The sequence below is a fragment of the Burkholderia theae genome (assembly GCF_048565265.1).
Taxonomy (GTDB): domain Bacteria; phylum Pseudomonadota; class Gammaproteobacteria; order Burkholderiales; family Burkholderiaceae; genus Burkholderia; species Burkholderia theae.
Genome location: NZ_CP183462.1, coordinates 526,276 through 543,917, shown reverse-complemented (window position 1 = coordinate 543,917; position 17,642 = coordinate 526,276). Strand labels below are relative to the sequence as shown.

Annotated in this window: 16 protein-coding genes; 8 read left to right on the top strand and 8 right to left on the bottom strand. The window is 67.1% G+C overall.

From position 1 onward, the window contains the following. The first annotated feature begins 392 nt into the window (after nucleotides 1–392). Nucleotides 393–791, top strand: coding sequence for a GreA/GreB family elongation factor (locus ACN22W_RS20000; RefSeq protein ID WP_048247266.1), 399 nt, complete (start codon nucleotides 393–395; stop codon nucleotides 789–791). Nucleotides 792–970: 179 nt separating this feature from the next. Here the strand turns inward: ACN22W_RS20000 and ACN22W_RS19995 are convergent, their stop codons facing one another. Continuing rightward, complete coding sequence (locus ACN22W_RS19995) at nucleotides 971–2,104, bottom strand: porin (RefSeq protein WP_129515273.1); 1,134 nt, start codon at nucleotides 2,102–2,104, stop codon at nucleotides 971–973. Nucleotides 2,105–2,711: 607 nt separating this feature from the next. On the opposite strand from ACN22W_RS19995, the gene ACN22W_RS19990 reads away from it, so the two are divergent. Continuing rightward, nucleotides 2,712–3,083, top strand: a complete 372-nt coding sequence (locus tag ACN22W_RS19990) for a YXWGXW repeat-containing protein (RefSeq protein WP_193100202.1) — start codon at nucleotides 2,712–2,714, stop codon at nucleotides 3,081–3,083. A gap of 503 nt (nucleotides 3,084–3,586) precedes the next feature. Here the strand turns inward: ACN22W_RS19990 and ACN22W_RS19985 are convergent. Beyond that, nucleotides 3,587–3,973, bottom strand: a complete 387-nt coding sequence (locus ACN22W_RS19985; RefSeq protein WP_193100201.1) for a winged helix-turn-helix transcriptional regulator — start codon at nucleotides 3,971–3,973, stop codon at nucleotides 3,587–3,589. Nucleotides 3,974–4,306: 333 nt separating this feature from the next. Here ACN22W_RS19985 and ACN22W_RS19980 point away from each other — a divergent pair, with 333 nt between their 5' ends. From ACN22W_RS19980 to ACN22W_RS19970, 3 genes are all read left to right on the top strand, one after another. Continuing rightward, the gene (locus ACN22W_RS19980; protein ID WP_419689120.1) at nucleotides 4,307–4,783 is read left to right on the top strand and encodes a nuclear transport factor 2 family protein; all 477 of its coding nucleotides are present in this window, start codon (nucleotides 4,307–4,309) and stop codon (nucleotides 4,781–4,783) included. A 226-nt stretch (nucleotides 4,784–5,009) separates the two neighbouring features. Beyond that, on the top strand, nucleotides 5,010–5,825 hold the full coding sequence (locus tag ACN22W_RS19975; RefSeq protein ID WP_419689119.1) for a helix-turn-helix transcriptional regulator: 816 nt from the start codon (nucleotides 5,010–5,012) through the stop codon (nucleotides 5,823–5,825). Nucleotides 5,826–6,231: 406 nt separating this feature from the next. Continuing rightward, a complete protein-coding gene (locus ACN22W_RS19970; protein WP_419689118.1) occupies nucleotides 6,232–7,857 on the top strand; it encodes an amidohydrolase in 1,626 nt (541 codons plus the stop codon). 19 nt (nucleotides 7,858–7,876) lie between these two features. On the opposite strand, the gene ACN22W_RS19965 is transcribed toward ACN22W_RS19970, so the two are convergent. The 4 genes from ACN22W_RS19965 to ACN22W_RS19950 all read right to left on the bottom strand — a co-directional run bounded on the left by ACN22W_RS19965 (nucleotide 7,877) and on the right by ACN22W_RS19950 (nucleotide 12,404). Next, a complete protein-coding gene (locus tag ACN22W_RS19965) occupies nucleotides 7,877–8,488 on the bottom strand; it encodes a cysteine hydrolase family protein (protein ID WP_419689117.1) in 612 nt (203 codons plus the stop codon). Between the two features lie 175 nt (nucleotides 8,489–8,663). Further along, on the bottom strand, nucleotides 8,664–9,914 hold the full coding sequence (locus ACN22W_RS19960) for an MFS transporter (protein WP_419689116.1): 1,251 nt from the start codon (nucleotides 9,912–9,914) through the stop codon (nucleotides 8,664–8,666). A 200-nt stretch (nucleotides 9,915–10,114) separates the two neighbouring features. Beyond that, on the bottom strand, nucleotides 10,115–10,939 hold the full coding sequence (locus ACN22W_RS19955; RefSeq protein ID WP_419689115.1) for a hypothetical protein: 825 nt from the start codon (nucleotides 10,937–10,939) through the stop codon (nucleotides 10,115–10,117). Nucleotides 10,940–11,087: 148 nt separating this feature from the next. Continuing rightward, nucleotides 11,088–12,404, bottom strand: a complete 1,317-nt coding sequence (locus ACN22W_RS19950; protein ID WP_419689114.1) for an MFS transporter — start codon at nucleotides 12,402–12,404, stop codon at nucleotides 11,088–11,090. Nucleotides 12,405–12,722: 318 nt separating this feature from the next. Between ACN22W_RS19950 and ACN22W_RS19945 the strand changes: the two genes are divergently transcribed. From ACN22W_RS19945 to ACN22W_RS19935, 3 genes are all read left to right on the top strand, one after another. Beyond that, the gene (locus ACN22W_RS19945) at nucleotides 12,723–13,640 is read left to right on the top strand and encodes a LysR family transcriptional regulator (RefSeq protein ID WP_419689113.1); all 918 of its coding nucleotides are present in this window, start codon (nucleotides 12,723–12,725) and stop codon (nucleotides 13,638–13,640) included. Between the two features lie 182 nt (nucleotides 13,641–13,822). Then, nucleotides 13,823–14,359, top strand: a complete 537-nt coding sequence (locus ACN22W_RS19940; RefSeq protein WP_419689112.1) for a VOC family protein — start codon at nucleotides 13,823–13,825, stop codon at nucleotides 14,357–14,359. Between the two features lie 43 nt (nucleotides 14,360–14,402). Next, a complete protein-coding gene (locus ACN22W_RS19935; protein WP_419689111.1) occupies nucleotides 14,403–15,158 on the top strand; it encodes a glucose 1-dehydrogenase in 756 nt (251 codons plus the stop codon). Nucleotides 15,159–15,273: 115 nt separating this feature from the next. Here the strand turns inward: ACN22W_RS19935 and ACN22W_RS19930 are convergent, their stop codons facing one another. Continuing rightward, nucleotides 15,274–16,791 (bottom strand): purine-cytosine permease family protein, encoded by a 1,518-nt coding sequence (locus ACN22W_RS19930; protein ID WP_419689110.1) that lies wholly within the window; start codon nucleotides 16,789–16,791, stop codon nucleotides 15,274–15,276. A gap of 202 nt (nucleotides 16,792–16,993) precedes the next feature. After that, nucleotides 16,994–17,641 carry a glutathione S-transferase family protein gene (locus ACN22W_RS19925; protein ID WP_419689109.1) on the bottom strand — a complete coding sequence of 216 codons (648 nt, stop codon included), beginning with the start codon at nucleotides 17,639–17,641 and terminating at the stop codon, nucleotides 16,994–16,996. Nucleotide 17,642: the final 1 nt, after the last annotated feature.

The following is a 17,642-nucleotide window of genomic DNA, read 5'->3' as shown; positions in this document are numbered from 1 at the left end:
GCGATTTTGGAAAAAATCGCCCACTGTTTCTGGACGCGGCTGCCATCACTTACTTCATCTACACAACAATCGCTGACGAAACGCCAACAGGCAGGTCACATGTTCGGAAGGTTGTGTTGTAGAATCGTAAGCTTATATTCGCCTGTCGATATTCCATCCACCATGCACGCGCACACGCCCCTTTCGGTTTCGCCGTCCGGCCCGGCCGGCGTGCGCGCGCACGCCGGCCATCCGGCGCATCCTCTCGCTCGACGCACGGCCCAGGCGCCGCTCGCCCCTGCCCGGCGCCTGATCTGACGGTTCTGTCTCCTCCCGGAGCCAGGTCAGACAGGCTCCGGGCGATCCTCATAGGCACGCCACGCCTGCCCCTGCCGATCATTTGGAGAACTTCCATGAAACAACGCCTTTATCAGTTGACCGAACTCGACGTCGCTCGCCTCGAGAAGCACGCCGAACACAACCCGCGCTTCCAGACGATGCTCGACACGCTGCTCGAGCGCGCCGACATCGTTGAGCCCGACACCATCAAGGCAAACGTCGTCACGATGAACTCGCAGATCACGCTGCTCGACGAAGCGACCCAGGAACAGGCCACCTGGACGATTGTTTATCCGGACGCCGCCAATCTCGAACTCGGCCGCCTGAACGTGTTCTCGCCCGTCGGCATGGCACTGCTGGGTACGCAACGCGGCCAGATGGTCAAGGTGATGCAGCCGAGCGGCGCCGAAAAGCTGATGAAGGTCGCCGCGATCGTGTTCCAGCCGGAAGCCAACGGCGAATACACGCGCTGACGCCGCCGGCCGGCCAGCGCCGCGCCGCACCGGGCGCAGAACGAAAAAAGCGAGGCACAGGCCTCGCTTTTTTGCGTCCGGACGATCCGGCTTGTCGTCATCGCATGCTGCTGACGAAAAAAAAGGCGCCCGAAGGCGCCTTTTTCGATGCTGCGAAGCGGGTTACCCCGCCGTCACGCTTAGAAGCGGTGACGCAGACCAACCGTTGCTGCGGTTTGGTTGATCGACGAGCTCGGCAGAACCGAGTTGTCGCCGTTGTAGATCGATGCGCCGATGCCGTTCTTCGCTGCACGCTGGTACACAGCTTGTGCGTAGACGTCCGTGCGCTTCGACAGTGCGTAGTCAGCTTGCAGACCGAACTGGTTCCAGTGCGTGCTGCCGTTGTTGATCTTCGCGTTCGTGTACGTGTAAGCAGCACCCAGGCCGAGAGCCGGCGTCAGGTTGTACTTTGCGTTGACTTCGTAGTTGTCGGTGCGCACCGAGCCCAGGCTACCGACTGCATTGTTGTCGAGACGCGCTTGCGTCCATGCAGCACCGACTTGCGCCGGGCCGAATGCATAACCAGCAGCAGCACCGTACGTGCGGACGCGGCCTTGGCTAGCGATGCCACCGATCGCCGACGACGTTGCGCCGTTTGCGTTCGTACCGTCACCCAGGTTCGCTTGCGAGTATGCAGCAGCCAGCTTCAGACCTTGGAACTGGTATGCAGCACCCGCGCTGTACGCACGGTTGTTGGCGAAGTTCGTGTTGTTCGAGAACGAGTACGTGCCGCCGAATTGCAGGCCAGCGTAGTTCGCGCTCGTGAACTTGACCGTGTTGTTCTGTGCGACATCGCCGTTCGTGCTCAGACGGTCAAGGTTCAGCGGGTGCGCGAAGTACGTGCCGCCCCACGAGCCCGTTGCCGTCAGCGGCGCCAGGTAGTCTTGCGTTGCGTCGTATTGCTTACCCAGCGTGACCGTGCCGTACTGGCTCGACAGGCCGACGAAAGCTTGACGGTTGAACATGCCGCCGTTGCCGTTCGCGAACTTGCCGTTACCGATGTTGAAGCCGCTTTCCAACGTGAAGATTGCCTTCAGGCCGCCACCCAGGTCTTCCGAGCCACGCAGGCCGAAACGGCTCTGGTCAATGCCCGAACCCATCGCCCAACGCGACTTGCCGTTGACCGGCAGGCCTGCTGCGTTGACGCCCGTTGCGACGTTGCTTTGGTAGGTGATGCCTGCGTCCAGCACGCCGTACAGCGTGACGCTGCTTTGCGCGTGAGCGACGGTAGCGAACGATGCTGCAGCTGCTGCAACGATCAGAGTCTTGTTCATTCGTGGAGCTCCCTTCTAAAAAGAGGCAGGTCTCGCGACCTTGTTTCATAAACGGTCTCAACCGCCCGGGAACGCCATCGGTCCTGCTGGCCGCGCCCGGATAGTTGCCCGTTTGGGAACCGTGAGTTTAGGGGTGTACCCTAGGGGCGCGATCCGCGAATAAAGAAATAAGCTTTTCCAGAACTAGAAATAATGAAAGTGGGGCCGCGTTATAAGTATTTGTTTTAACGCTTGTTTTTGGCCTCTTGACGGCAGCTTTTTGGAGGCTTTCATCGCATCATTCTTTCATGTCATCGTCTTGACGGTTGCATAGAAACAACAAACCACTCCGGGCAAACCCCATAAATCGGCAATTTTTACCCAATCCGACCTCGAATGCCGGGTTCCGGATTCCTGAAACGGGTCGGACAGCGGATAAACATCCGGTCGGACGGACAAAGCCGACGTCACGCAACCGCGCGGCATGCCCGAACGGCCCCGTGTGGCGGCGGCAGCCGGCTCGGCCACCGGCCGTGACATGCGGTAACAGGCTTAACCGCCTGCGTAACCCGGCCCGTCGACCGGCAGGCTAATGTAAGGCGAACCCGATTTCAGAATAGGACACGCCATGAATCGACGCTCGTTGTTGCGCGCCATCGGATTGACCGCCGCCTTTGTCGGCACCGGCTGGCTCCGCGCCGCCTCGGCCCAGCCCGCGCCGCCCGTGTACCGGCCGTCCGGCCCGAACCGCGTGCCCGGCGGGCCGCCCTACGCCGACCGCCCGGGCTTCGGGCCGCCGGCCGCACGGCACGACCGCCGCCCGCCGCCGCCGCGGCCGCATGGCTATATATGGACGGACGGTTACTGGAGCTGGCAGCGCGGCCGCTATATATGGGTGTCCGGCCGCTGGGTCGCGCGGCGCCCGGGGCGTCGGTGGGTTCCCGGCTACTGGCGTCGCCAGGGGCAGGTGTGGATCTACGTCGACGGTTCGTGGCGCTAGGCCGCCGACCGGCTCCGGCCGATGGAGGGTCCGGAGCCTGACAGCGCTCACGAACCCGCGCCGTTCGGGCATGGAATCATGGCGCCAGGCCGGGTACGCGCGAATCCTGCGCAGCCTGCCCTTCTCAGGGACGATCCCGGCCGCCCAAACCGACGCCAAAGCATCAATCGGGCAACGCGCCGACAATCAACATGCCCGCCGATCCCCGGCGCGCAATCCTGCATCGACCGGATTCCTGCCGCTCCCTGATCGCGCGCCGACCAACAAAGGGCTGCATGTTTCGTTCACCCCGATAACAAGCCATCGATCCGGGCGTCGCGTCGCAAGCGCATTGCCGCATGTCCGACCAACACGGCAAGGCATCGACAGGCCTTCGATCCTGACGAAACTCTTCGGATAACGAAATCATGCGATGCCGATGTGTATGCATCCGGCCATCTCTCATCGCATCGCGCGCCATCTGCGGCACACCGCCAATCGACGAAACGGTGCACGCGTTCCGCTCAGCGCCCGCCGCCCTCCGACTCCCGCGCACGACGGCGCGCCGCGCAGATCGCGCGATGATGTTCGTCGGCCCACCGGATCATCGCCTGCATCGGCGTCAGGAACGAACGCCCGAGGTCGGTCAGCGCATATTCGACGCGCGGTGGCACTTCGGCGAACAGCGTGCGGCTGACGAAGCCGTCCTGTTCGAGCCGCTTCAGCGTACGCGACAGCATCTGGTTCGACACATCGCCGATCGCGCGGCCGAGTTCGTTGAAGCGCATCGTTCCGCCGGACAGCGCTTCGAGCACGAGCAGGCTCCACTGGTCGCCGATGCGGTCGAGCACATCGCGGATCGGGCACGGCTGATCGAGTTCGACGGTTTCGTCGGCGGACGGCAACGGCATGGCGGGATTCTCTTTCACGGGCAACGCACGGTCATCGCGGTGTGACCTGTTCACACCGCGGTGACTTCTTGTGACGGGTTCGCGGCAACTGTACCATTCGATCGGCCCGACAGCCGCCCGGATTCGCCAGTTCAACGAAGCATGACGATGCCGCGCGGCCTCGCAATTCCAGTAGCCGCGACGCCACTGGCTTCACGGCGAACCCTTTGCATCGCTGCGGGGCATGCGTGCCTGCAGCCACACCCGCCTGCCCCGCCGATCATCACGATCGGCGCAACCCGCGGTCGCGCATCGCGCACCGACCCACGAACCATCAGACCAGGAAAACGCTACATGTCATCGCTCCGCTCCCCCGTTCGCGCCGTAGCCGCATTCGTCCTGCTGGCCGCGTCGGCCGCCGCGCTGGCCGCCGGCCCGGCCCCGCGCGACCTGGCCGCCGAGGAAGCGAATCGCCAGCTCGTGCTGACGTTCTACGACCGCTTCTTCAACAAGCACGAAGCGGTCGAGGCCGCCGCCGTCGTCGCGGACGACTACAAGCAGCACAACCCGCACGTGCCGGACGGCAAGAAGCCGTTCGTGTCGTACTTCGTCGGCGCCTTCCAGAAGAACCCGGCATCGCGCGCACGCATCGTCCGCAGCGCAACCGACGGCGACCTCGTGTACCTGCACGTGCATGCGACCGAGCGTCCGGGCGATCGCGGCGAAGCGGTCGTCGACATCTTCCGCGTGAAGGACGGCAAGATCGTCGAGCATTGGGACGTGATCCAGCCGGTGCCCGACGCATCCGCGAACCAGAACACGATGTTCTGACGCGCGGGGCCGGTGCGCGACGAAGCGCACCGCCCGTTGACGGCCGATCCGGCCGCCGCACCGGTGAGGCGCGGCTGCCCCGCGCCGGCGAACTCCCCTACAATCGAGCATCGCCGCCGCGCCGGCCTCCGTCTCGCCTGACCGCACCGCCGGCCGCTCCGCCCGCGCGCGGCCGCACACGAAGCACGGCCGGCACACGCGGCCGTTCGCGAAGACGGTGTCAACGATGAGCCCCGCCCACATTTCCCTGAGCAACGCCGGCGACCTGGTCGCCAGCCTCGGCAGTCCGCAGTTTCCCGCCCGGCTGTGGGCGTGGCTGCGCGAAACCGTCGACCCGCAGTCCCATTACAGCGTCGCGACGCGTTACCGGCGCGACGCGCCGTCGAAATCGGTCGACAGCGTCGACGTGCTGTTCTTCGCCGGCGGCGACGACCCCGACGGCACGCGCCATGCGCTCGATCTGTATACACAGGGCGAGTGGCGCACCGACACGCTGCTCCCGCATATCGAGCGCACCACCGATTCGCAGCTCGTGTTCTCGTGCAACGAGGAAATCGACACGGCGACCGAATACGGCCGCCAATTCGCGCTCGGCGAGCTCGGCGAAGACTGCACACTGCTTGGCAGCGAGCGCGACTACGTCTATGCGTTCTCGCTGTTCCGCCGGCGCGGCCAGCCGTCGTACACGCTGCCCGAACTGGCGCTGCTGCGGCAGCTCGGCGATTTCGTGCTGCCGCTCCTGATCCAGCATGCGCGGCTCGCACGCCTGACGCCGCGTTCGGACGATGGCGCGCTGCTGCAGCGGTTCGAACAGCGGCTGTCGGCCAGCGGCGCGGCGCTGTCGCAGCGCGAACGGCTCGTGTGCCGCGGCGTGCTGCAGGGCCAACCCGTCCCGCAGATCGCCGACACGCTCGCGCTGAAGCCGAGCAGCGTGCGCACCTATCTCGGGCGCGCGCTCGCGAAACTCGGTGTCCCGAACCGGGCCGGGCTGTTCGCGTGGTGCGTGACCGAAGACGATACGCCGGAAGACCGCGGTCACTAGACGACGCCACCGCAGCACCCGCCGCCCCCGCCGCCTTTGTCGCGGTTTGTCCTCAAAACGATGACAGACAGCCGGCCGCCCCGCTCCTAGTATCTGACTCACCCGACGACAGGAACGCGTCGGATGCCACGGAGACACGGAATGCCGCATACCGGATGGACGCCGGCCCGCACGGCCGCGAGCGCGCCGCCCATCGATTTGCCGACACGGACGCGTCGGCGAAACCGGCATGACGCGCCGGCGGCGACCGGCCTTCACCGCGGCCCACCGCCGTCCCCGCCGCACATCACCGGCACATAACGCCCGCCCATTCCAACCCGACCGGGTACACGCGACCGGACGAGCCAGACGGCCCGCCCGCGGGACACGTGCGCCCGTCGATCAGCCCCCGATCCGGAGGAGACACATGCAACACGCCGATACCATCTATCTGAACGGCCTGCTTTACACGGGCGATGCGCAGCGCCGCTTCGCGCAGGCGCTCGCCACGAAGGACGGCAAGATCGTCGCGGTCGGCCGCGACGACGACATCCGCCCGCTGGCCGGCCCCGCGACGCGGATGGTCGACCTGGCCGGGCGGCTGATGCTGCCGGGCCTCATCGACGGTCACGTGCACCCGCTCGAAGGCCACCAGATCCTCGGCGACTTCGACCTGTCCGGCATCAACGATCCCGACACGATCCTGCAGCGCATCCGCGCGTGCGCCGATGCGACGCCGAACGAACCGTGGGTCTATCTCGGCGGCGCCAACCTCGCCGCGTTCGGCGCGTATCCGACCCGCGAGCTGCTCGACCGGATCGTGCCCGACCGGCCGCTGCTCGTGGTCGGCTTCGACGTGCACAGCGGCTGTCTCAACACGAAGGGGCTCGAGGCGGCCGGCATCAGCGCCGACACGCCCGATCCGACCGGCGGTGTTTACGAGCGCGACGCGGCGGGTGCGCCGAACGGCGTCGTGCATGAAGCGGCGTTCTACCGCATCTGCCCGATCATTCCGCAACTGAGCCCGGCCGGCTACCCGAAATCGCTCGCGAAAGCGCACGCGATGGCGCACGGCTTCGGCATCACGGGCTGGTTCGACGCACGCGTCGAGGAGGCCGAGCTCAAGGCCTACGCCGCCGCGCAGCGCGCTGGCACGCTCAAGGCCTACATGAGCGCGGGCCTCTATGCGAACCCGCGCCGCGACCCGCGCGAGCAGGTCGAACGTTTCGTCGCGTGGCGTCGCGAATACGAATGCGACAACCTGCGCCTGCATACGGTGAAGATCTTCGTCGACGGCGTGCCGGAATCGAAGACCGCCGCGCTGCTCGAGCCGTACGCCGGCACCGACGACTGCGGCCTCGCGCTGTGGAGCCAGGACGCGCTGAACGAGATCTGCCTGCTCGCCGATACGGCCGGCTTCGACCTGCACTTCCATACGCTCGCCGACCGCGCGGTGCGCATGACGCTCGACGCGCTCGAGTACGTGCAGTACCGCAACGGAATGCGCGACCGGCGCGCGCAGCTCGCGCACCTGCAGCTCGTCGACCCGGCCGACATGAGCCGCTTCAACCGGCTCGGCGCGATCGCGAGCGTACAGACGCTGTGGACGGCCGCGCGCGAGGAGCAGCAACAGCTCTATCGCGAACTGCTCGGCGCCGAGCGCACCGCGCGCAATTACCCGTTCCGGAGCATGCGCAACGCGGGCGTGATGCTCGCGGCCGGTTCCGACTGGTCGGTCAGCACGATGGACCCGATGCAGATCATCCAGACGGGCGTCACGCACCTGCTGATCGACCAGCCCGACAGCCCGCCATGGAATCCGCACGAGCGCCTCGACCTGCTCACGATGCTCGAAGCCTATACGGTGAACACCGCGTATGCGCTGCGCTTCGACGACTGCACGGGCTCGCTCGAAGCGGGCAAGGACGCAAGCTTCGCGATCCTCGACCGCAATCCGTTCGCACATCCGGTCGAGACGTTCGCGCAAACCCGCGTGATCGAGACGTGCTTCCGCGGCGAAGTCGTGTACGCCGCGCCGGGCTGGGCCGACTGACGCGCGGATCGGGCGACCGTCAGGCGACGTCGAGCGCGAGCACCTGCTCGGTCGTCAGCACGTCGCCGAACGTGTCCGACAGCGCGGCCAGCGTCGCGCGATGGAGGTCGCGGTGCGGCACCGTGCCGCCGTCCGCGACGTCGAGGTCGCGCGTGGCGCATGCGTCGTCGACGACGATCACCGCATAACCGAGCGGCACCGCATCGCGTGCCGCGCCGGCAACGCACGCATGCGTCATCAGGCCCGTGACGATCAGCGTGTCGATGCCGGCCGCCTTCAGGCGCGCGTCGATGTCCGTCGTCGGGAACACGCTCACCGACGTCTTCTTGACGACCGCGTGATGCGGCGCCGGCTGCAGGTCCGCATGAAAGCGGAAACCGTCGCTGCCGTCGGCGAAGATCGGGCTGTCGGCCGTATCGACGTGCTGGACGTGAAACACCGGAATGCCCGCGCGATCGGCGAACGCGATCACGCGCCGCGCATTGTCCAGTGCGCGCGGCCCTTCCGGAATCGGCAGCCGGCCGCTGAAATATTCGTTCTGGAAATCGATCACCAGCAGCGCGGTGCGGGCGGCGTCGATCGACGTCGGCGCCGTCGCGCCTGCCAGGGTACGGATGGTCGGATGTTGCATGGGTCGCTCTCTCGGTTGGCACATCGAACGGGACGGCGCGCCGGGCCTGCCGGCGCCTCCGGACGCGGCCTGGGGCCTCCCCGACCGCGAGGCGCCAGTGTCGGGCCGCGCGGCTTCACGCGACAGCGGCCCGCGGGACAACGTCCGACAGGATCGGGCCAACGTGCGCGAGCGCCTACGACAACGCGGCCGTTCGCGCGCCCGGCCGCGTGCGTCCGTACGCGGCCATCATCACGAAGCTGAGCAGGAAACCCGCGCCGCCAATCAGCAGCAGGCCGATCTCGCCGAACACCGGCAGCAGGTTCGTGAGCGCGCCCGTCACGACCCACGCGACGGCCATCACCGAACCCGCGACGCCGAGCGCCCAGCCCTGCCGGTCCGCGCTGACGGCATCGGAGAACGCCGTATACATGGTCGTGTACGCGACCATGTCGAAACAGCCGACGACCATCGCGAGCACCCACAGCACGGGCTCGTGCGGAAACAGCGCGGACAGGATCTGGCCGACACCGGCAACGAGCAGGCCCGTCTTCGCGATATCGACCACGCGCCACACGCGCAGCATCAGCCGCACGACGAACAGCAGGCCGAACACGAAACAGAGGCCGATCACGCCGCTGAACAGCCCGAGCCGCGCGCTCGTGTAGCCGAATTTCGCCTGCAGCAACAGCATGATGGTCTGCAGGTAGAGCCCGTAACCGACCTGCATCAGGAAGAACACCACCGACAGGAACGCGACATTGCGCTGGCGCGCGGCCTCCCGGATGATCCGCAGCGGCAGCAGCGGATCGATGCGCGTATCGCCGCGCGGCGCGGCCGAATCGCGATACGACACCCAGGTCCAGAACGCGCACGCCACCGACAGCGCCGCGACCAGCACGAACGGCGTGCCGTAATCGAACAGCGGCGAGATCGTCCGGTCCGACGTGACGCCGCCGAGCACGGGGCCGACGATCACGCCCGCGCTGAACGCGAGCGACATGATGCTCATGTTGTACGCCTTGGTCTCGGGCGTGCTCAGGTCGGTGATCGCCGCCTGCGCGATGCCCTGGCAGCCGGCCAGCAGGCCGGTGAGCCCGCGCCCGGCCAGCAGCAGCGCGACGCTCGCATGCCATGCGCCGGCCGCCATCATCGCGTAGCCGGCCGCGAGACCGAGCACGCACAGCAGCATGATCCTGCGGCGGCCGTAGCGATCGGACAGTTCGCCCATCAGCGACGAGCCGAAGAACATGCACAGCGGGTAGATCCCGTAGCCGAGACCGAGGTAGAAATTGCGCGCGTGTGCACCGGCGTCGGCCGGCAGGATGCCCGCGTGCGGATCGCTGAAGATCGCGGACATCATTGGATAAACGAGCCCGAACCCCATCGCGTCGATCGCGATGGCGAGCAGGCAGGGGCCGAGCAGCTTGTAGTCGAGCCGGGACATGGCGACCTTCCGGACAGAGTGGATGATCGCCCAAGCGTAATGATCGGGCGGCCGCCGCGGTAGGCCGCCGCCCGCGATGCTAATCATCGGCCGTGCCGATACCCGACCCGACGCGGCAACCGATCGATCGCCGCGATGCCCGACGCCAGCTCCTGGCACCCGGCTCGGGTCCGGTCAGACCCGGCGGCACGCGTCGACCTTCACGTCGACAGCCGGACGATCCCGTATGGATTGAACTTGAAGTCGTCTTCGTCGTGAGACGCGTCGTCGATCAGCAATGCACCGTGCGCGCGCAACGTCGCGTCGATCCCGTGCCGCACGATCTCGTCGGCAACGCCGTCGATGACGGCAACCGCGTCGCGATCGCTGCCGCGCGAACGCGGCACCTGCACGTCCGGCAGACCGGCCAGATGAAATCCCACGCTTTCGAAGTATCCGTCCGACGCCAGCGGGCGCAACGCGAACGCCAGTCGGCACACGCGGTTCTGCGCAAGCGCATCGTCGGCATCGGTCGCGACCGCGCCCATCCGGATCAGCTCCCGCCACCGGTGCAGCCCGTGCGCCACACCCGCGCTCTCGCCCTTGACCGCCACCGCGCCGGCGTCGATCAGCCGATCGACCAGGAACAGCGCGCCGATCGATGCACGCACGGCATTCTCCCGCGTCATGCGCGGGCCGAGCACATACAGCACCGACTGGTGCGTGCCGACGGCTTCGTCGTCTGCCGGCGTCCACGCATCCGCTGCGACGCGGTCGCGGCAGACCTCGAACGAACGGCTCATCCGCTCGTCCGGTTCGGCGACGGAATACGCGTCATCGATGCCGAACCCCGTCGCGAATTCCGCAATCGCCGCGTTCGCCGCATCGCGCAGATGCTGCAGTTCTCGATCCCGGCCGAGAAAGCACAGCACGTGGCGCGGCTGCACCGGCGCTTCGCCCGACCACGCGGCCCGTCGGCCGGATTGCAGCAAAACGGCCGCGCGTGCCGTGCCGCCATCGAGCAGTTTCTTCAACCTTGAAAACATTTGCCATCCCCCACGCTGAGCTTGCGTGCCAACATCATAGCGGCCTGCGATGGCGCGGGGACAAACGCGTCGATGCACTCGACGACCGCATCCGGATCGGGCAGCGCTTGCCTGCCCGCCGGAATCGAGCGGCAGCCGCCGCCCGTCGCTACTTGACGCTCAGCGGTTCGCCCTGAAACTGCCGGCGCGCGAGCACGCACGGCGCGCCGTCGTGCATGAACACGCTCGCGAGCAGCCCGAACGACGCCGCGAACAGCACGTACCACGCGGGCGCGACGGGCGATCCGCTCGCGTGCGTCAGCCACGTGACGATGAACGGCGCGAAGCCGCCGAAGATCATCACCGCGACGTTGTACGCGAGCGCGATGCCGGTCGATCGCGAGCGCGTCGCGAACTGTTCGGCGAGCGCGGTGGGCGCGGGGCCGTAGCAGATGCCGACGATCGTGCAGATCACGAGCTGCATCACGAGCAGGCGCCCGATGCTCGGCGCCGCGGCCAGCCACGAGAACAGCGGATACGTGACCGTCAGCATCGCCAGCATGCCGGCGATCAGCACGGGCCGCCGGCCGATGCGGTCGGACACGATCGCGGCGACCGGAATCGTCACCGTCAGCAGCGCGACCGCCACCATCTGCACCTTGAAGACCTGGTCGAGCGGCAGCCCGAAGGTCTTGTGCGCGAACGTCGGCAGGTTGACGAGCATCACGTAGAACACGGCCGTGCCGGTGATCGTCTGCCCCATCGACACCAGCACGCCGCGCAGGTTGTCGCGCAGCACCCGCGACACGCTCGCCGGCGGCTCGACCGTCGACTTGCTCGCGTCGAGGAACGCCTCGGTTTCCTCCATGTGCCGGCGGATCCACAGGCCGACCGGCCCGATCAGCAGCCCGAGTGCGAACGGCACGCGCCAGCCCCAGCTGTGCAGCGCGGCCTCCGACAGCGACTGCGTGGCCCACGCGCCCATCGCCGCGCCCGAGAACACCGCGAGACACTGGCCGATCAGTTGCCAGGATCCATACAGGCCGCGTCGGTTCGCGGGCGCGCTTTCGACGAGGAACGCGGTGGCGCTCGCGTATTCGCCGCCCGTCGCGAAACCCTGCAGCAGCCGCGCGACGACGATCAGGATCGGCGCCGCCGGGCCGATCGTCGCGTACGACGGCGCGAACGTGATCAGCGCGATCGACAGCGTCATCAGGAAGATGATGAGCTGCATCGCGGCCTTGCGGCCCTTGCGGTCCGCATAGAGCCCGAGCAGGATGCCGCCCACCGGGCGCATGAAGAAGCCGACGCCGAACGTCGCGAGCGACATCAGCAGCGACGCGTACTGGCTCTCGGCGGGAAAGAACAGCCGCGCGATGATGCCGGAGAAGAACCCGTAAACGATGAAGTCGTACCACTCGAGGGTGTTGCCGACGACAGCGGCAACCACCTGCCGATGCCGCGAGTTCCGACGTGAGTCGCGCATGCTTGTCTCCTGCAGTCTCATGGTGCCGCGCCGCATGGCTGCCGCGTTCCGTGGCAACCATGGGCGAACCGGCTGTTCGTATCGCCGGCCGATGCGAGACAGGCCCGACGGACCCTCTCGGCCCGCGCGCACGATCGGCGTGAACCGATGATAGGGACGCCGAAAACCCGCATCAATTAACGCCTGCGGTAGATGATTAGCCGGAGATTAAATGTTTCCCCGGCTGGCCCTGCCGCGCGAAAACCCCGGAAATTCGCGCATTGTTGCGGCCGGGGTTCTGCGGCAGAATCGACGGCCGCCCTTCCCGTCGCCCGCATCATGCGCAACCGCATCAACGAAGAGATCACGTTCCGCAAGCTCGAGGTGCTGCTCGCCTTCATGGAAGCCGGCAGCCTCGCGAAGGCGGCCGAGGCGCTGGGCGTCAGCACGGTCAGCGTGCATCGTGCGCTGCATACGCTCGAGGAAGGGATGCACTGCGCGCTGTTCCGCCACGAGGGGCGCAACCTGATCCCGACCGACGCCGCGCTGGTGCTCGCCGAAGTGGCGGGCGAAGTGCTCAAGACGATGACCGACGGGATCCGCTCGACGCGCGAGGCGGCCGGCTACGGTGCCGGCCAGTTGAAGATCGGCTCGCTCTATTCGCTGACGATCCGCACCGTGCCCGAGGTCGTGATCGCGCTGAAGGAGCGCCGCCCCGAACTGCAGGCCGAGCTCGTGCTCGGCTCGAACGCCGACCTTCTCGACAAGCTCAGGCAGGGCGCGATCGACGCGACGCTGATGGCGCTGCCCGAACCGGACACCGAGATCGAATCGATCGCGCTGTTCGAGGACGAGATGTTCTTCGCCGCGCCGATCGATTCGCCGCATGCGCAGCGCGATGCGATCGATCTCGGCGCGTGCCGCGACGAACCGTTCGTGTCGCTCGGCGAAGGCTTCGCGACGCACCACGGCTTCACTGAGGCGTTCCGCGCGGCCGGCGTCACGCCGAATATCGTGATGCGGGTGGGCGACATCTTCTCGCTGATCAACCTGGTGTCGGGCGGCGTCGGCTGCTCGCTTCTGCCCGGCCGCGTACGCGACCTGTTCGCGCACAAGATCGCGCTCGTGCCGCTCGCCGGGCCCACGATCCGCCAGACGATCGGCCTGAGCTTCCTGCACCGGCGCGAGCGCGACCCGAACCTGCTCGCGCTCGCGACCGTGTGCCGGCTGACGGTCAAGGGGCCAAACGCGCGGTGACGCGCGGGTCGATCCGCAACCCTCGCCTTTCCCCACCTTCCCTCCATCTCGCGCATCCGCATCGTCGCGATGCAAACAACGCGCGCTAGTCCGTTCGGACGGCACGAAGCGCGCGCTTTGTTGCGATCATGACCGTCATTCAGCGCACGGCACGCACGCGCGCGCCGCGCCACGGAGACGACATGAACGACCCAGTCCTCGGCCCCATCGACCAGATCGGCTACGTGGTCGCCGACCTCGATCGCAGCATCGCGCGCTGGCGCGCACGCCACGAGATCGGCCCGTGGACCGTGTTCCGCAACGTACGCCTCGACGGCCGCCATCTCGGCGAACCGGTGACGATCACGATGGACGTCGGTCTCGCGTATCGCGGCGGTCTGCAGATCGAACTGATCCACGTGACGAACGACACGCCGTCGCCGTACCGCGATGCGCACGGGCAACCGCTCGTTGGCCTGCATCACGTCGCGTGGGTCGTCGACGATCTCGATACCGCGGTGGCGCGGCTCACGGCGCGCGGCCTGCGCGTCCTGTTCGAAGCGCACAACCCGGCCACGCGTGTCGCGTATCTCGACGACGCCGACGATCCCGGCGTGCGCGTCGAAGTGATCGAAGGCGCCGGCATGCGCGACATGATCGCGTTCGGCATCGCCGAAGCCCGCGCATGGGACGGCACCGATCCGGTCCGCATCATCGACGCGGCGGCGACCTCCGCGTGAGCGGACCCGCGCGCGTCCCTTCTCACTCACAGGAGCAAGCAGCATGAAACGACTCGAAGGCAAGGTGGCGCTGATCACGGGCGGCGCCCGCGGCCAGGGCGAAGCGGAGGCACGCCGGTTCGTCGCCGAAGGCGCGCGCGTGGTGATCGCCGACGTGCTGGACGAAGCCGGCCAGCGCGTCGCCGCCGAACTCGGCGACGCAGCACGATTCCAGCATCTCGACGTGACGAGCGAAGGCGACTGGCAGGCCGCCGTCGATGCAACGCTCGCGCATTTCGGGCGGCTGGACATCCTCGTGAACAACGCGGCGATCCTGAAGCTCGTGCCGATCGAATCGTGTTCGCTCGACGACTATCGCAAGGTGATCGACGTGAACCAGGTCGGCTGCTGGCTCGGCATGAAGTCGGTGCTTGCCGCGCTGAAGGACGCGGGCGGCGGCTCGATCGTCAACGTGTCGTCGACGGCCGGGATGGAAGGCGTCGCAGGTGGCAGCGCTTACGTGTCGAGCAAGTTCGCGGTGCGCGGGATGACGAAGGTCGCCGCACTCGAATTCGGCCGTCACGGCATTCGCGTGAACTCGGTGCATCCGGGCGGCATCGATACGGTGATGGCGCGCCCGCCCGAATTCTCGGACTTCGATCCTGCTTCCATCTATAGCGGCCTGCCGATCGCGCGCATCGGCAAGCCCGACGAAGTGGCCAGTCTCGTGCTGTTCCTCGCGTCCGACGAATCCACGTATTGCACGGGATCGGAATTCATCGTCGACGGCGGGATGCTCGCGGGCAGCACGTTCCACTGATCCGGCTCGACACGCCGGCAGGCCGTCGCGCTGCCGGAAACGGAGACGACTACGCCGCCGGTGGCCAGGCCCGCTCGGCGGCGTTGTCGTTCCGGGGCTAGTTGCCGCGCGCCGCTCAATAGCCCTTCGGCTGGATCGACGATGCGCCGACGCCGCGCGCCGTCTGCTTGCCGCCGCGTACGAAACGGCGCCCGTGCGGACCGTACACGCCGTCCGGTTCCGGATACAGCGTCAGCAGCACGAAATACAGCACCCCGCCCACTGCCAGCGACACCGGCACGCTCAGGTCGAGCCCGCCCGCGAGGTTGCCGAGCGGCCCGACGAACTGACCCGGCAGGTTCACGAACGACAACCCGACGAATGCGGCCGGTAGCCATGCGCCCATCGCACGCACGTTCCAGCCATGCGTGAACCAGTAGTGGCCGCCGCGCAGCCCGCGGTTGAACACCTGCAGGTCGTCGCCGAGATAGTAGCCACGGCGCGTCACGTAGCCGATCACCATGATCGCCATCCACGGGCAGCTGAACGTATCGATCAGCGTCGAGAACGTCGCGACGCTTTCGACGAGGTTGAACCAGAAGCGGCCGACGAAGATGAATGCGATCGCGATCGTGCCGATCAGCAACGTCGCACGCACGCGGTTCAGGAAACGCGGGAACATGCTCGATACGTCGAGGCCGGTACCGTACAGCGCGGTCGTGCCGGTCGACATCCCCCCGATGATCGCGATCAGGCACATCGGCAACAGGAACCAGCGCGGCGAGACCGCGAGCAGCCCGCCGACGTAGTCGTTCGACGCGATGAATGCGGGCGCCTTCGCCGCGATGATCGTGGCAGTCGCGAGGCCGAAGAAGAACGGCACGAAGGTTGCGATCTGCGCGGCGAACACGGCGCCCATCACACGATGCTTCAGCGTGTGCTGCGGGATGTAGCGTGCCCAGTCGCCGAGCGTCGATGCGAACGACACCGGGTTGCTCAGCGCGACCAGCACCGCGCCGACAAACGCGGCCCAGAAGCCCGCGCTGCCGAGTTGCAGCGTGCCGGCGTAATTCATGTCGAACAGGCCGGCGAACGCGAAAAGCCCGGCGACGAACAGGATGCTCGCGGCCCACACGGCGATCTTGTTCACCCACAGCATGAAGCGAAAGCCGTAGATGCAGACGATCAGCACGAGCACCGCGAACACCAGGTAGGCCGCGCCGAGCGTGAAGCCGTTGACGGGCACGCCGATCATGTTGTGCGCGCCGCCGACGAGCGCGTCGCCCGAGCTCCACACCGCGAGCGAGAAGAACGCGATCGACGTGAGCAGCGCGAGGAACGAGCCGACGATCCGGCCGTGAATGCCGAAATGCGCACCGGACGACACGGGGTCGCTCGTGCCGTTGCGCGGGCCGAACAGGCTCATCGGCGCGAGGATGCAGGTGCCGGCGAGCACGCCGAGCACGATCGCGGCGACGCCCGCCTTGAACGACAGCCCGACCAGCACGGGAAAGCTGCCGAGCACCGAGGTGGAAAACGTATTGCAACCGCCGAACAGCAACCTGAACAGATCGATCGGCCGCGCATAGCGCGATGCATCGGGAATGCGCTCGAAACCGAACGACTCGACCTGCGTAATCCTGCCTTCACCCATTTGTCTCCCACTCCTCTGGTGCGTCTGCACGGCCCGAGGCTGCGGCCATGCGACACATCGTCATCGATTCGCGGCCACTCTAAACCGGATCGAGGGGCGCAAATATCACGCATTCGAGACGTTTACGACGAAGGAGAACAATGTTTCCGGGCAGGAAACCGGCCGGTTGCCGCGCCGTCCGTGCGGCGCGGGCGATGCAATGTCAGTGCACCTGCTCGGCCGCCGGCGCGCGGCATGCGGCCAGGCCCCGTTGAACCGCCGGCCGGGCCTCGAGATCGGCGAGCCAGCGCTCGACGTGCGGGTATGCGGCGAGATCGAGATCGAGTTCGGACGCCGTGCGCAGCCACGAAAACGCGGCGATGTCGGCAATCGAATACCGCGACGACGCGAGATACGCCGATGCCGACAAGCGGCCGTTCACGACCCCATAGAGGCGCCGCGCCTCGTTCCGGTAGCGGTCGATCGCCTCCGCATTGACCGTCTTCGATGCACGCAGGAACCACCAGAGCTGACCGAGCATCGGCCCGATGCCGCCGATCTGGAAATGCAGCCATTGCTGGACCGCCGTGCGCTCGGCCAGCGTCTCGGGTTGCAAGCAACCCGTCTTTGCGGCGAGGTAGCCGAGGATCGCGCCGGATTCGAACACGGCCAGCCCGGCGTCGTGGTCGACGATGGCCGGAATCTTGCCGTTCGGGTTGATCGCGAGGAACGCCGGGCTGCGCTGCTCGCCGGCGGACAGGTTCACGTGCACGCGGTCGTGCGCGAGCCCGGCCTCTTCCAGGTAGATCGCGATCTTGTGTCCGTTCGGTGTGTCGGCCGTATAGAACGTAAGGGAGTGCGTCGAGGTCATG